Origin of the sequence: Variovorax sp. E3 (assembly GCF_016082275.1) — a bacterium.
In the GTDB taxonomy this organism is placed as follows: Bacteria; Pseudomonadota; Gammaproteobacteria; order Burkholderiales; family Burkholderiaceae_C; genus Variovorax.
Window position 1 is genome coordinate 1 of sequence record NZ_MOWM01000174.1, and the last position, 14,948, is coordinate 14,948.

A 14,948-nucleotide genomic window follows, 5' to 3' on the forward strand; every position below is an offset into this window, starting at 1 on the left:
CCGGCAACGGCGCGAAGGCCACGGCCGACGGGGCGGTGGCCATCGGCTTCGGCGCGCAGGCCACGGGGGCGAACGCGATCGCCATCGGCAGCGGGGCGCTGGCCACGGGCTCGCAGCCTTCGGCGAGAACGCCGCGCGGGCGGCGGCGGCGTGGCGTTGGGCGACGGCGCCGACGCCGGCGGCACGCCGCTGAGCAAGGCGCAGAACGTGTCGCAGGGCACGGCGGTGGGCTTCGGCGCCATCGTGCAGCAAAGCGGCGGCGTGGCGCTGGGCGCGAACTCGGTGGCCTCGACGGCCGCGGGCGTGGCCGGTTATGTGCCGGGCAGCGCAACCGCGCAGCAGCAGGCGGCCATCCAGGCGACCACCAGCACGCAGGCTGCGGTGTCGGTGGGCGACGCGGCCAGCGGCCAGTACCGGCAGATCACCGGCGTGGCCGCCGGCACGGCCGACAGCGACGCCACCAACGTGGCGCAGCTGAAGGCGGCGTCGAACGCCTCGAAGGCCAGCAGCGTCCAGTACGCGACCAACCCCGACGGCTCGGTCAACTACAACCAGGTCACGCTGGGCGCGGGCCAGGCGCCGGGCGGCACGCGCATCAGCAACGTGGCGCCGGGCATCCTGCCGACGGACGCGGTGAACATGACGCAGCTGGGCCAGGTGCAGAGCCAGGTCGGCGACGTGGCGCGCATCGCCTACTCGGGCACGGCCATGGCCTTCGCGATGTCGGGCACCTACCTGCCGACGCTGTACCCGGGCGAAAAGACCGTGGGCGTGGGCTTCGGCAGCTACAAGGGCTACAGCGCGGTGGCGCTGACCTTCAAGGCGCTGTCGGACGACGGCAAGATGTCCTGGGGCGCGGGCCTGACGACCACGGGCAAGGAGTGGGGCATCAACGCCGGCGTGGGCTGGAAGTGGAAATAAGCCACTGAAGCGGCTCGCCGCGACATGGCTCCCGCGCTGTCCGCGCGGGAGCCATTCTTTTTGGGTCACACTCCGCGCATGCGCATCGGCATTTCAGTCCTCACTCACGCGGGGCAGAACATCTGGGAGAACGGCATGGGACAGAACGTCCTGTTCCTGGCCCGGCTTCTGCAACGCATCGAATTCGTCGAGTCGATCACGCTGATCGACGCCGGCGACCAGCCGACCATGCCGCCGCAGGTCGACCTGGCCGCCTTGGGGCTCGCCATGGGCCGCGCCCGCGACCTGACCGACGCGCTGGACGTGGTCATCGAGATGGCCGGCGCGCTCGACGTGTCGTGGCTCTCGTACTTCCGCGCATGCGGCGGGCGCGTGGTGTTCCACTGCGTGGGCCAGCCCTTCGCGGCGCTGGCCGAGCCGATCGTGTTCAGCGACAAGGGCCACTTCAGCAAGCCCGAGCGCTGCGACGAGGTCTGGCTGCTGCCCAAGGACGCCACCTTCACGCCGATGATGCGCACGCTGCACCGCTGCCCGGTGCACGAGGTGCCCTACCTGTGGTCGCCGCAGTTCCTGGCCCAGCGCGTGGCCGAGGTCGAGGCCGCGGGCTACCGCTTCGGCTATGCGCCGCGCACGCCGGAGCAGCCGGGTTTTCGGGTGGCGATCTTCGAGCCGAACATCTCGGTGGTGAAGTCGAGCAGCGTGCCGATGCTGGTGTGCGACGGCGCCTACCGCGCCGACCGGTCCGCCGTGGCTTCGATGCAGGTGCTCAATACGCTGCACATCAAGGACCACCCGACGATGCTGTACCTGGCGAACTCGCTGGACATCGTGCGCGAGCACAAGGCCACCTTTCACGGGCGCAACGACTTCGCGGGCTTCATGGTGCAGTTCGCCGACGCGGTGGTCTCGCACCAGTGGCAGAACGACCAGAACTACAGTTATCTCGACGCGCTGTACGGCAACTATCCGCTGGTGCACAACTCGCCCTGGCTGCGCGAGGCCGGCTACTACTACCCGGACTTCGACATCGCCGCCGGCACCGAACAGCTGCTGCGGGCGGTGCGTGAGCACGATGCGCAGCTGGGCAGCTACCGCGCGCGTTCGCAGCAGGTGTTCGATGCGGTCGATCCGCTCTCGAAGGCCAACATCGACGGTTATGCGCAGCGCCTGCTGCACCTGGTGGGCGGCAACGCCGCCTTTCGCGCGAACGGAGTGACGGCCGCATGAGCGACGCGAACCGAATCCAGGCATCCGCCCCCCCGGCCCGGCTCAAGGTCGGCGTTTCCATCTTCATCCGCAAGGGCGAGCAGAGCCTCTGGGAGAACGGCGTCTACCAGAACTGCCTGTTCCTGGTGATGCTGCTGCTGCGCTCGCCGCGCGTCGAAAGCGCGGTGCTGGTGGCGGGCGGCGGCGACGGCGGTCCGGCCGACGCCACGAGCTTCCTGGCCGACTCGCCGGTGCCCATCATCGACATGGCCACGGCCGGGCAGGAGCTCGACCTGATGATCGAGATGAGCGCGCAGTTGGCGCGCGAATGGTCGGTGGCGTTTCGCGAGCGGGGCGGCAAGATCGTCTCGATGCGCGTGGGCAACGACTACGTGATCGACATCGAACGCATGATCTTCGACAAGCCGCATGGCATGCTGGTGTCGGGCGCGCCGTATGACGAGGTCTGGACGCTGCCCGAGTACGAGGTGTCCTGCAAGCCTTACTTCGCGAGCACCTTCCGCGCGCCGGTGAAGCTCATGCCGCACCTGTGGAGCCCGATGGTGCTGCAGCGCGCCATGGCCCGCGCGCCGGGCGGCCCGGGCTTCGACTACGAGCCCGGCCGCAAGCAGTGGCGCGTGGCCATCTTCGAGCCCAACATCTGCATGGTGAAGACCAGCTTCATTCCGATGCTGGGCTGCGAGGCCGCGCACCGCGCGCAGCCCCGGCTGATCGAGAAGATGTGGGTCTACAACAGCTTCCACCTGAAGGACAAGCCGCTGTTCGTCGGCTTCGCGCAAAGCCTGGACATCGTGCAGCACGGCCTGGCCACCTTCGAGGGGCGCTTTCCGCTGTACCAGGTGCTGCCGGGCAAGATCGACGCGGTGTTCGCCCACCACTGGGAGAACGCGCAGAACTACCTTTATTACGAGGCGCTGTACGGCGGCTATCCGCTGATCCACAACTCGCACCTCATCGGCGATTGCGGCTTCCGCTACCACGGCTTCGATTGCGAGGAGGGCGGCCGCGCATTGCAACGCGCCTTCGCCGAGCACGACGCCGACCTGCCGGCCTACCGCGAGCGCGCCCGCCGCCTGCTCGCGCAACTCGACCCCGAGGGCGAGGACAACGTGCGCCTCTACACGGCCGCCATCGACAACCTTTATGCGTGAGAGACACCCGATGAAGCCGAACATTCGACGCCCGCTGCTTGCACTGGTCGCACTGGCCGCATGGACCCTGACAGGCGCGGCCTTCGCGCAAGGCGTGCTCGCACCTCAGGCGCCGGCGGTGCAGCAAGACACGCTCACGCGCGCCGCCACCAGCGTGGGCATCAAGCGCTGCCTGCCCGCCATCACGCGGCTGTCGACGCTCACGGTGCAGGGCAGCCGCGCCCACGACGTGCTGCTCGACTGGGACCGCGCGCGCCCCGACAATGGGCCGATGTTCTCTCTGATCGGCATGGAGTTTCCGAATGCCGGCGTGGCCGCGTCGATCACCGCCATTCCGAACGACGGCGGCACCTGCACCGTGGCGGCCGAGCGCATCTCGGTCGCGCCTTTCACCTGCGCGAGCGTGGCCCAGCAGGAGCTGCGCGGCTACAAGGTCACGCAGCTGCTGCCGATCTATGCGGTCTACACCGACGAGAAGGAGCCCACTTCGTCGGTCTCGCTGATCGATTCGCCGCCGGGCTGCCTGGTGATCCGGCGCTACGTCGAATACGGCTGGAAAGACCCCGCAACGGCCGCTGCAGCCACTCCGGCGGCCCCGGCCGCCCAGGCGCCCAAGAAGCGCTAGGCGCGCCCGTCTCCGACACGCGGCTTCGCCCTTGACCGGCCCGCCCCGCCGGTAACAAGCCTCAAGAATGGTGTCGATCCGCGCGCATCCGTCGCGGAAGGAGACGCACCATGCCGCTGTCGACACTGATCGGCCGATGGGCCATGCAGCCCTTCTCGAAGGCGCTCCCGCCGCTGGGTGACACCGAGCGCGCCGCGCTCGAGGCGGGCACCGTCGGCTTCGAGGGCCAGTTGTTCGCGGGCCGGCCGGATTTCGATGCGCTCGCGGCCATGGGGCCCAACCGGCTCAGCGAACGCGAGCAGGCCTTTCTCGACCGCGAGGTGCGCACGCTGTGCCGCATGCTCGACGACCACGCCATCGACCAGGCGCGCGACCTGCCGCCCGAGGTGTGGCGCTTCCTGCGCGAGAAGCGCTTCTTCGGAATGATCATTCCCGAGGAGTTCGGCGGCCTCGGCTTCAGCCACTTCGCGCATGCCACCGTGGTGACGCGCATTGCCACCGTCAACACCGCCACCGCCGTCACGGTGATGGTGCCCAACTCGCTGGGCCCGGCCGAGCTGCTGCTGCGCTACGGCACCGACGCGCAAAAAGACCACTACCTGCCGCGCCTGGCCGATGGCCGCGAGCTGCCGTGCTTCGGCCTCACGTCGCCCTACGCGGGCTCCGACGCGGCCTCGATTCCCGATCGCGGCGTGGTGGTCGAGCGCGAATTCGACGGCCGCATGACGCGCGGCTTCCTGGTCGACTTCGACAAGCGCTACATCACGCTCGCACCAGTGGCGACCGTGGTCGGCCTGGCCTTTCATGCCGTCGACGAGCGCAAGCCCGAAGGCCAGCGCGACCTGGGCATCACCTGCGCGCTGATTCCGGTGCCGTACGAAGGCATGGAGATCGGCCGGCGCCATCGCCCGATGGACAGCGCCTTCATGAATGGCCCGATCCATGGCCGGCAGGTGTTCGTGCCGATGGACTGGATCATCGGCGGCGAAAAGCAGGTCGGCCAGGGCTGGCGCATGCTGATGGAATGCCTGGCCGCGGGCCGTGCCATCTCGCTGCCCGCGCTGGGTTCGGCCATGCAGCAGACCGCGCTGTACGTGAGCAACGGCTACGGCCAGATCCGCGAGCAGTTCGGCATGCCGGTCGGCAAGTTCCACGCGGTGGCGGGGCTGGTCGCGCAGATGTCGGCCGAGCTGTACGCCACCGATGCGGCGCGGCGCTTCACGGCGGCGGCGCTCGACAAGGGCGAGCGGCCCAGCGTGGCCAGCGCGATCCTGAAGGTGCAACTGACCGAGGCCGGGCGGCGCGCGGTGAACCACGGCATGGACATCCTCGGCGGCAAGGGCATCATCGCGGGCCCGTCGAACCTGCTCGGCGTGGCCTACCGGCAGGCGCCGATCGCGATCACGGTGGAGGGCGCGAACATTCTCACGCGCGCGCTCATCGTGTTCGGGCAGGGGGCCGTGCGTTGCCACCCACATGTGCTCGACGAAATGGCCGCCGTGCAGGCCAAGGACGACACGGCCCTCGGCAAGGCGTTGATGGCGCACGGCAAACACGTGGCCGTCAACCTGTGGCACAGCCTGTTCGGCGCGCCGGTGCGCGGCGAGCCGCCCCAGGACCTGCTGCCCGAGGCGCGACTCATCGCGCGCATGAGCGCCAAGTACGCGCTCACCGCCGACCTCGCCATGGGGATGCTCGGCGGCAAGCTCAAGCGCATGGAGTTGCTGTCGGCGCGGCTGGGCGACGTGCTCGCGCACCTGTACCTGGCCAGCGCGTGCATCTGGCGCTACCGCGTCGATGCGGCGCCCGAGCTGCTGCCGTTCGCGCAGGCCGCGATACGGCTGCAGCTCGACGAGGCCGGCAAGATCCTGCGCGACCTGTACGCCAACCTGCCTACAGCCGGCCGGCGCGTCATCGGCGCGATGGTGCTGCGCCGCACCGCGCACCTGGCGCCGCTGCGCGACGTGCAACTGCTGGCGCTGGCCGATCTGCTGCGCAAGAACCCGCGCATCATCGAGCGCCTGGCGCCCGACCTCAGCGAGCCCGCGCCGGGCGGCCTGCGCGACCTGATGCATGCGCTGGAGCTGGGCGTGCAGCTCGGCGACACCACCGCCGCGCTCAACAAGGTGCTGCGCCGCACGAACTCGCTCGAAGAAGCGGCCTGCTCGGCGCCCGACCCCGGGCTGGCGCTGGCTTACCTGAAGGCGGCCGACAAGGTCATCCAGGTGGACGACTTCGAGGGGCCGGCGCAGGCGAAGGCGAGCGAGTCCGTCAGCCCGCCGGCTGCGCAGCCAGTGCCGCCAGCGCCGCCGCCGTCTGCTCATCGGCCGGAAAGAACGACTCCACCGCCAGTTCCTGCAATGTGACGTCGACCGGCGTGCCGAAGATGGTGATGGTGCTGATGAAGCTCAGCACGCCATTGGGCGTGACGAACTGGATCGGCACCGCCACCGCCGACAGCGCCGTGTCGATGGTGGGCAGGTCGTGGCTGACGTGGGGGGCGGGGTAGGCCTCCAGCTCGTCGTGCAGGGCCTGCAGCACTGCGTCGCCGGTGGCGGCGATCTGCTGCTGCAGCCTTTCGAGCAGGTGGGTGCGCCACTGCGCGAGGTTGGCGATGCGGGGGGCCAGGCCGTCGGGGTGCAGGCTCAGCCGCAGCACGTTGATGGGCGCCTGCAACAGTTCGGGCGAGGCGCCCTCCATCAGCATCGGCACCAGCGCGTTGTGCGCCACCAGGTTCCAGTGGCGGTCCACCGCCAACGCGGGAAAGGGCTCATGGCCCTTCAGCACCAGGTCGACGGCGCGGCGCGCGGCGGCCATGGCCGGGTCGTCCAGCGAGCGCTGGCGGTACATCGGCGCGAAGCCGGCGGCCACCAGCAGCGCGTTGCGCTCGCGCAGAGGCACCTCGAGCCGCTCGGCCAGCCGCAGCACCATTTCCCGGCTGGGCGCGGCGCGGCCGGTTTCCACGTAGCTCAGGTGGCGGGTCGAGACTTCGGCCTCCTGCGCCAGGTCGAGCTGGCTCAGGCGGCGGTGGGTGCGCCAGTGCCGCAGGTGCGCGCCGAACGGGTCGCGCGCGCCGGGCTGGCTGGCCTTGGACGGATGGGAGCGGGTGGTGTTCATGGGGTTGCATTCTGGCGCGCGCGCGGCGCGCCGCCATGACCTCCCAGGTCATCGACGCCATGCCCGCCCGCCGGAATCATTGGCTCCAACGCGGCAGGACTGGCTTGCAGCGCAACCCCCGGAACCTCAAGGAGATTTCACATGTCCGTCTTCGCATCCCCCCGCTTCCTGCCCCGCGTGATGTGGGCCGACGCCGCTTCCTGCGCCGCGACCGGCGCGCTGCAGGTGGCGTTCACCGGCGCACTGGCCCGGCTGACCGGCCTGCCGGCGCCGCTGCTCATGGGCACGGGCGTTTTCCTGCTGGCGTATGCGGCGGCCGCGGCCTTCATGGCCAGCCGCGCCACGCCGCCGCGCACGCTGATCGGCCTGGTCGTCGCGGGCAATTTCGGCTGGGCCGTGGCCTGCATCGCGCTGCTGGTGAGCGGCATGTTCCCGGTCACCGCGCTGGGCATGGCCTGGGTGCTGGCGCAAGCGGCCTGCGTGGTCGTGCTGGCCGAGCTGCAATGGACCGGCCTGCGCCGCACGCGGGGCGATGCACGCAGGGCGTCGGCGCTGAAGCCGGCCGACCTCTGGTGAGGCTGCCGCAGGGGAAGACCGACTACAACGGGTGACATTGATCCCTGCTATCTTTGTGGGGCTTCCACGAACAAACAGGAGTCCCTCTATGGCCAAAGCACCGGCACACGCCTTTGCGTCCACTCTCAAGACCTTCAAGACCGCATCGGGCAAGTCCGGCAAATACTGGTCCCTGAAGGAGCTGGCCAAGCAATACCCGACCATCGAACGCCTGCCAGTCTCCATCCGCATCGTGCTCGAATCGGTGCTGCGCAATTGCGACGGGCAGAAGGTCTCGCCCAAGCACGTCGAAGAGCTGGCCCACTGGGCGCCCAACGCCGAGCGCACCGACGAAATTCCGTTCGTCGTCACCCGCGTGGTGCTGCAGGACTTCACCGGCGTGCCGCTGCTGGCCGACCTGGCCGCCATGCGCAGCGTGGCCGCCAAGCTGGGCAAGTCGCCCAAGACCATCGAGCCGCTGGTGCCCGTCGACCTGGTGGTCGACCACTCGGTGATGGTCGACTACTACGGCACGCCCAAGGCGCTCGACCTGAACATGAAGCTGGAATTCCAGCGCAACAACGAGCGCTACCAGTTCATGAAGTGGGGCATGCAGGCCTTCGACACCTTCCGTGTCGTGCCGCCGGGCTTCGGCATCGTGCACCAGGTGAACCTCGAATACTTCGCGCGCGGCGTCTACAAGAGCCCGTACGACAAGGGCGACGTGCCCACGTACTACCCCGACTCGCTGGTCGGCACCGACAGCCACACCACCATGATCAACGGCATCGGCGTGGTCGGCTGGGGCGTGGGCGGCATCGAGGCCGAGGCGGCCATGCTGGGCCAGCCGGTCTACATGCTGACGCCCGACGTGGTGGGCTTCGAGCTCACCGGCCAGCTGCGCGAAGGCGTTACCGCGACCGACCTGGTGCTGTACGTCACCGCCATCCTGCGGGCCGAAAAAGTCGTGGGCAAGTTCGTCGAGTTCTTCGGCCCCGGCGCCGCGTCGATTGCCGTGCCCGACCGCGCGACCATCGGCAACATGCGCCCGAGTACGGCGCCACTATGGGCTTCTTCCCGGTCGACGACATGACCGTGGCTTACTTCGAAGGCACCGGCCGCACCAAGGAAGAGGTCGAGCGCTTCGCCGCCTACTACAAGGCGCAGGGCCTGTACGGCATGCCCAACCCCGGCGACATCGACTACACCAAGATCGTCAAGCTCGACCTGGGCACCGTGTCGCCCAGCCTGGCCGGCCCGAAGCGCCCGCAGGACCGCATCGACCTGGGCCACCTGTCCACCAAGTTCTCGGAGCTGTACAGCAAGCCCAACGACGCCAACGGCTTCAACCAGCCGGCCGACAAGCTCAAGCTGCGCTACCCGCTGGTCACGGCCGGCAAGGGCGGCGACGAGGAAGCCGCCGCGCCGGCCGCCGGTTCGCCGCGCGACGTGGTCGAGATGGTGGCCAACCGCTCCACCAAGGCCGCCGCGCACACCAGCGCCACCGCGCCTTCGGCGCCCAAGGGCGAAGTGACCATCGGCAACGGCGACGTGCTGATCGCGGCCATCACCTCGTGCACCAACACCTCGAACCCCAGCGTGATGCTGGCCGCCGGCCTGCTGGCCAAGAAGGCGGTGGAGGCGGGCCTCACGGTCAAGCCGCACGTCAAGACCTCGCTGGCCCCGGGCTCGCGCATCGTGACCGAATACCTCGAGAAGGCCGGGCTGCTGCCGTACCTCGAGAAGCTGGGCTTCTACCTGGCGGGCTACGGCTGCACCACCTGCATCGGCAACGCCGGCGACCTGACGCCCGAGATCAACGAAGCCATCACCAAGAACGACCTGATCGGCGCGGCCGTGCTCTCGGGCAACCGCAACTTCGAGGCGCGCATCCACCCGAACCTGAGGCCAACTTCCTGGCCTCGCCGCCGCTGGTGGTGGCCTTCGCGATTGCCGGCAACGTCATGACCGACCTCATGACCCAGCCGGTGGGCAAGGGCAAGCACGGCAAGGACGTGTACCTGGGCGACATCTGGCCCACGCCGAAGGAAATCGACGACAACCTGCGCTACGCGATGAACGCCAAGTCGTTCCGCGCGAACTACGACAAGGTCAAGACCGACCCGGGCAAGTTCTGGAGCAGCATCAAGGGCACCAACGGGCAGGTCTACGACTGGCCCAAGTCGACCTACATCGCCGAGCCGCCGTTCTTCGAGGGCTTCAAGATGAAGCCGCACGCGTCGGACGCGGGCTTCAAGGGCGCGCGCATCATGGCGCTGTTCGGCGACTCGATCACCACCGACCACATCTCGCCGGCCGGCTCGATCAAGGAAAGCTCGCCCGCGGGCATCTGGCTCAAGGCGCACGGCGTGCCCAAGGCCGACTTCAACAGCTACGGCTCGCGCCGCGGCAACCATGACGTGATGATGCGCGGCACCTTCGCCAACGTGCGCATCAAGAACCTCATGATTCCGCCGGACGCCAACGGCACGCAGGAGGAGGGCGGCGTCACGCTGTTCCAGCCCGGCAACCAGAAGATGTTCATCTACGACGCCGCCATGAAGTACATGGAACAGGGCGTGGGCACCGTGGTGTTCGGCGGCGAGGAGTACGGCACCGGCTCGTCGCGCGACTGGGCCGCCAAGGGCACGCAGCTGCTGGGCATCAAGGCCGTGGTGGCGCGCAGCTTCGAGCGCATCCACCGTGCCAACCTGGTGGGCATGGGCGTGCTGCCGCTGCAGTTCCGCGGCGCCGATTCATGGCAGACGCTGGGCCTGACGGGCGACGAGCAGATCGACGTGGTCATCGGCAGCGAACTCAAGCCGCAGATGGACGTGAAGCTGGTCGTGCATCGCCCCGACGGCACGCACCAGGAAGTGACGGTGCGCCTGCGCATCGACACGCCGATCGAGGTCGACTACTACAAGCATGGCGGCATCCTGCCGTTCGTGCTGCGCCAGCTGCTGGAATAAGGCGGGCCGGGCAGCTTTTTTACTTCGCGGCGGCGTCGAGCCGCTGCGCGAGTTGTGCCAGCACGGGGCGGATCTGCTCGCCCACGCGGATCTGCGGGTTCGAGAAGCCGTCTTCCTTGCCGGCCTCGATCTCGCGTTGTTGGATCAGCGGCACGGCCGCCGCGAAGGCGGTTTCGAACGAACGGGTCTTGCGCAGTTCCTCGTTGAACATCGCGCGGCCGAAGAAAGTCAGCTCCGACAGGCGCCCGCACCCGTACGAGGTGTGGGTCGCGTCGGCGGCGGTCATCACCAGCGTGTGCGCGTCGGCCAGCGGCTCGATCCAGCCGCCCGAATAGCAGGCCGACACCGCCACCACGCGGTTGCGGATGCCGGCCTTGTCCAGTGCCTCGCGCAGTTCTTCCGGCGTGAGCCACGGCACCGACAGCGGCCAATGCGCGGCCGCCAGCTTGTGGTCGCGCGCGCCGTGCGAGGTGAGGTAGACCACCAGCACGTCGTTCTCGCGGTCCATCACCCGGGACAGCGCCGCGATGGCGCGCTCCAGGTTGAGCGGCGTGGCCCAGGGCAGCGTCTCGGCCGTGGTGGCGTGGTTCATCAGGTGCAGCACGCGGCCCTTGGCGTCGAAGCGCGCTTGGAGCAGTTCGGTGACCATGTTGCTCTCGCGCAGGAACACGTCTTCCGAGGCATAGGGCGCGAACACGAGCCCGTAGACATTCGCCTGGCCCGGTTTGCTTTGGGGAAGCGCCGCCACCGTGCGGTCCCACAGCGCCTGCTGTTCCTCGAACAGTTCCTGCGTCAGGCGCATGCGCGGGCGCTCGGGCTCGGCGGACGCGCTGGTGTCGAGCTGCCACACGCGCTCCTGCGTATAGAGCGACTGCCAGAAGGTCAGCGCGAGCATGGCCACGAAGGCCGGGGTGAAGAGCGCGAGCCGCCAGCGCGCGCCGGCCTCGCGCGCGGTAAAGCGCACCAGCGCCAGCACGATCCACGCGCAACCCAGGCCGAAGGCGACCCAGTAGCCGGGCGAGCCGGCCAGCATCGCCGGCAGCCAGCCGCGCGTGTAGCCCAGGGCCAGCAGGCTGAGCGCCAGGTTGGCCGGAAGCATCGCCCAGGTGGCCAGCACGAACCAGCGCGCCAGCCTGTCGTTGCGGGCCCGGCCGGCCAGCGCGAACCAGCCCAGCCAGGCGAGCACGCCCAGCGACCAGAGCGTGTTGAGGTTGACGGTGGCGTAGAGCCGCGCCGGGCCGTCGATTTCGAGGCGCGCCAGGCCGGTCCATGCGAGTTCGGGCAGCAGCACGAGCAGCAGCAACTGCCAGGGCGCGGGGCGTGCGTCGACGCGCGGTTCCAGCAGCACGGCGGCGCGCAGGCCGCCGACCACCCAGCGCCACAGGCCGGCGCGCGGCGTGGCGCTGTGCTCCGGCGTGGGCGGCGGTGAAGCGGGGGCCTGCGCCATGTCTTCGGGCGGCTGCGGCTGCGGCGGTGCGATGATGTCCTCGGGCATGGCGGCGATCATGCCCTTGCGGGCCGTGCTTTTTGCGGGCCCGCGCATCGCCTCGGGTTTGCCTGCACAACTTTCTTCTTCCCATGTTCCGCATCGGTCTCATCTCCGACACGCACGGCCTCCTGCGGCCCGAGGCGCTGGCCTTTCTGAAGGGCAGCGACGCCATCGTGCATGGCGGCGACATCGGCAACGCGGGCATCCTCGAGGCGCTGGCCGCGATCGCGCCGCTGACCGTGGTGCGCGGCAACAACGACCGCGAGGCCTGGGCCGAGGGCATCGCGGAAACCGAACAGGCCGTGTTCGGCGGCGTGCGGCTCTGCGCCATCCACGACCTTTCGCAGCTCGGCATCGACCCGCGGGCGGCCGGCGTGCGCGTGGTCGTCTCCGGCCATTCGCACAAGCCGAAGATCGAGGAGCGCGGCGGCGTGCTGTACGTCAACCCGGGCAGCGCGGGGCCGCGCCGCTTCAAGCTGCCCATCTCGGTGGCCGAGCTGCAAATCGACGCGGGCGCCGTCACCGCCCGCATCGCCGAACTGGGCGCCTGACACATGGCTTTCATTACCATTTGGTAATCAAAAGCCCTCAGATGAGAATGAATATTATTTGATGGGGTATGCTCGTTCGCTCCTCCGTGGAGCCAACGTCGCGCGTTGCTGATCCGCCGCTCCGGGGGCTTTTTCCGCCCTGAATTCCGAAGCCGATGCTCATCCCTTTTCTCATCATGCTGCGCGAAGGCATCGAAGCCGCGCTGATCGTCGGCATCGTTGCCAGCTACCTCAAGCAAAGCGGACGCGGCGCGCTGATGCCCGCGGTGTGGGTCGGCGTGCTGCTGGCCACCGCGCTTTCGCTGTTCGCGGGCGCGGGCCTGCAATTGCTGGCGGCCGAGTTTCCGCAGAAGCAGCAGGAGCTGTTCGAAGGCGTGGTCGGGCTCATTGCCGTGGTCATGCTGACCTCGATGGTGTTCTGGATGCGCAAGGCCGCGCGCTCGATCAAGGGCGAGCTGCAGGCCTCCATCGACAGCGCGCTCGCCAAGGGGGCCGACGGCCAGGGCTGGGCGCTGATCGGCATGGTGTTCCTGGCGGTGGCGCGCGAAGGGCTGGAGTCGGTGTTCTTTCTGCTGGCGGTGTTCCAGCAGAGCAGCGGTTGGGAAGCGCCCGTGGGCGCGCTGGCCGGCATCGCAGTGTCGGTGGTGATCGGCTGGGGCCTGTATTCGGGCGGCGTGCGGCTCGACCTGCGCCGCTTCTTCCGCTACACGGGCCTGTTCATTCTTCTGGTGGCCGCGGGCCTGCTGGCCGGCGTGCTGCGCAAGCTGCACGAGGGCGGCGTGTGGAACCAGCTGCAGACGGTGGTGTTCGACATGAGCGACACGCTGCCGATGGACAGCCCCGTGGGCGCCGTGCTCTCGGGCCTGCTGGGCTACCAGGCCGCGCCCGTGGTGGGCGAGGTCATCGTCTACCTGGCCTTCCTGGCCGTGGCCCTGTTCTTCTTCCTGCGTTCGGCCCCCGTGCCGGCGCCACGCGCGGCCGCGGCCCGCTGAAAACCTGCTGCAATGTCTTCCTCCTCTCCTGAACCCAAAGCGCCTTCCTCTTCATCGACGCTGATGCGCGTGGCGGTGGCCGCCTCGGCGCTGCTGGTGGTCGCCGGCCTCGCGGCCTTCTGGTATGCCTCGAACGAAGCCAGGAAGGCGCCGCCCAAGACGGCCGACAACGCCGTCACCGTGACCATCCAGGGCAACGCCTGCGACCCCAACGAGATCACCGTGCCCGCGGGGCGCACCACCTTCACCATCGTCAACAAGTCGAACCGCGCGCTCGAGTGGGAAATCCTCGACGGCGTGATGGTGGTGGAAGAGCGCGAGAACATCGCGCCGGGCTTCTCGCAGACCATGACCGTCAAGCTGCAGCCGGGCGAGTTCGCCATCACCTGCGGGCTGCTGAGCAACCCGCGCGGCAAGCTGACCGTGACGCCCTCGGCCGCGTCCGACGCCGAGGCGGCGCGGCCTTCGCTGGTCAACTACGTGGGGGCGCTGGCCGAGTACCAGGTGTTCCTGCGGCTGGAGGCCGGCTCGCTGGACGACGCGGTGCGCGGCCTGGCCGACGCCATCAAGGCCGGCGACCTGCGGCAGGCGAGGGCGCTCTACGTGCCGGCGCACCAGGCCTACAAGCGCATCGAGCCGATGGGCGAGCTGTTCGCCGACCTCGACACCCGCATCAACGCGCGCGCCGACTATTTCGAGAAGCGCGAGGCCGACCCGGGCTTCAGCGGCTTCCACCGCATCGAGTACGCGCTGTACAGCCAGAACGACGTGAAGGGCCTCGCGCCCGTGGTCGACAAGCTGGTGGCCGACATCGGCGCGCTCAAGGAGCGCCTGCGCGGCCTGAACATGCCGCCGGAACGGCTCGCGGGCTCGGCCTCGAAGCTGCTGCGTCGCGTGGCCGACAACCTGCCGGCCGGCGGCGAAGACCACTACGGCCATGCCGAGGTCGCCAACCTGCAAGGCAGCTACGAAGGCACGAAGAAGATCTCGGAGTTGCTGCAGCCGCTGCTGGTGAAGGCGGCGCCTGCGCTGCAAAAGAGCGTGGACGAACGCTTCGCGGCCTTCGACGCCGCGCTGGCGCCGTACCGCGAAGGCGAGGGCTTCAAGCCCGCGCCGCTCGACGAGGCGCAGAGAAAGGCATTGGCCGAATCCGTGCGCGCGCTGGCCGAGGAACTCGGCAAGGTGAACGCCGCGCTCGGCCTGGAATGACACAAGAGCGAGCATCCTCCATGGAACCGTCGAAGAACAACGAACCCATCGGCACGGCCGAAGGGCAACCCGCGTCCCCGCACCGCCGCCGCATGCTCGGCGCGGCCGGCGTCGCGTTCGCGGGCCTGGCCGCGTCGGC

The 14,948-nt window shown here is 69.2% G+C and carries 11 protein-coding genes and 2 pseudogenes; 11 read left to right on the plus strand and 2 right to left on the minus strand.

All coding sequences use genetic code 11. From position 1 onward, the window contains the following. The 6 genes and pseudogenes from BMG07_RS43395 to BMG07_RS35095 form a co-directional block, all read left to right on the plus strand. Positions 1 to 62: pseudogene (locus BMG07_RS43395) on the plus strand (hypothetical protein); the annotation flags it as partial. An 88-nt stretch (positions 63 to 150) separates the two neighbouring features. Then, positions 151 to 921, plus strand: a complete 771-nt coding sequence (locus BMG07_RS35075) for a YadA-like family protein (RefSeq protein ID WP_307867230.1) — start codon at positions 151 to 153, stop codon at positions 919 to 921. A 78-nt stretch (positions 922 to 999) separates the two neighbouring features. Continuing rightward, entirely contained in the window at positions 1,000 to 2,148 is a 1,149-nt protein-coding gene (locus BMG07_RS35080; RefSeq protein WP_198088378.1) for a DUF2827 domain-containing protein, read from the plus strand. After that, positions 2,145 to 3,299: a DUF2827 domain-containing protein gene (locus BMG07_RS35085; protein WP_198088379.1), complete on the plus strand. Its 1,155-nt coding sequence runs from the start codon at positions 2,145 to 2,147 to the stop codon at positions 3,297 to 3,299. The genes BMG07_RS35080 and BMG07_RS35085 overlap by 4 nt, the downstream gene beginning before the upstream one ends. Before the next feature lie 10 nt (positions 3,300 to 3,309). After that, positions 3,310 to 3,924, plus strand: coding sequence for a hypothetical protein (locus BMG07_RS35090; protein WP_198088380.1), 615 nt, complete (start codon positions 3,310 to 3,312; stop codon positions 3,922 to 3,924). A gap of 110 nt (positions 3,925 to 4,034) precedes the next feature. Further along, positions 4,035 to 6,290: an acyl-CoA dehydrogenase gene (locus tag BMG07_RS35095; protein WP_198088381.1), complete on the plus strand. Its 2,256-nt coding sequence runs from the start codon at positions 4,035 to 4,037 to the stop codon at positions 6,288 to 6,290. Here the strand turns inward: BMG07_RS35095 and BMG07_RS35100 are convergent. Continuing rightward, on the minus strand, positions 6,196 to 7,041 hold the full coding sequence (locus BMG07_RS35100; RefSeq protein ID WP_198088382.1) for a helix-turn-helix domain-containing protein: 846 nt from the start codon (positions 7,039 to 7,041) through the stop codon (positions 6,196 to 6,198). The genes BMG07_RS35095 and BMG07_RS35100 overlap by 95 nt on opposite strands. Positions 7,042 to 7,182: 141 nt before the next feature. On the opposite strand from BMG07_RS35100, the gene BMG07_RS35105 reads away from it, so the two are divergent. Beyond that, entirely contained in the window at positions 7,183 to 7,617 is a 435-nt protein-coding gene (locus tag BMG07_RS35105; RefSeq protein WP_198088383.1) for a hypothetical protein, read from the plus strand. 88 nt (positions 7,618 to 7,705) lie between these two features. Further along, positions 7,706 to 10,568, plus strand: a pseudogene (locus BMG07_RS35110) (aconitate hydratase). A 19-nt stretch (positions 10,569 to 10,587) separates the two neighbouring features. Here the strand turns inward: BMG07_RS35110 and BMG07_RS35115 are convergent. Next, positions 10,588 to 12,075: a C13 family peptidase gene (locus BMG07_RS35115; RefSeq protein WP_269759709.1), complete on the minus strand. Its 1,488-nt coding sequence runs from the start codon at positions 12,073 to 12,075 to the stop codon at positions 10,588 to 10,590. Positions 12,076 to 12,146: 71 nt separating this feature from the next. Between BMG07_RS35115 and BMG07_RS35120 the strand changes: the two genes are divergently transcribed. The 3 genes from BMG07_RS35120 to efeO all read left to right on the plus strand — a co-directional run bounded on the left by BMG07_RS35120 (position 12,147) and on the right by efeO (position 14,809). Continuing rightward, positions 12,147 to 12,608 carry a metallophosphoesterase family protein gene (locus BMG07_RS35120; protein ID WP_198088384.1) on the plus strand — a complete coding sequence of 154 codons (462 nt, stop codon included), beginning with the start codon at positions 12,147 to 12,149 and terminating at the stop codon, positions 12,606 to 12,608. A gap of 155 nt (positions 12,609 to 12,763) precedes the next feature. After that, entirely contained in the window at positions 12,764 to 13,600 is an 837-nt protein-coding gene (gene efeU / locus BMG07_RS35125; RefSeq protein ID WP_198088385.1) for an iron uptake transporter permease EfeU, read from the plus strand. 12 nt (positions 13,601 to 13,612) lie between these two features. After that, positions 13,613 to 14,809: an iron uptake system protein EfeO gene (gene efeO / locus BMG07_RS35130; protein ID WP_198088386.1), complete on the plus strand. Its 1,197-nt coding sequence runs from the start codon at positions 13,613 to 13,615 to the stop codon at positions 14,807 to 14,809. The last annotated feature ends 139 nt before the right edge of the window (positions 14,810 to 14,948 follow it).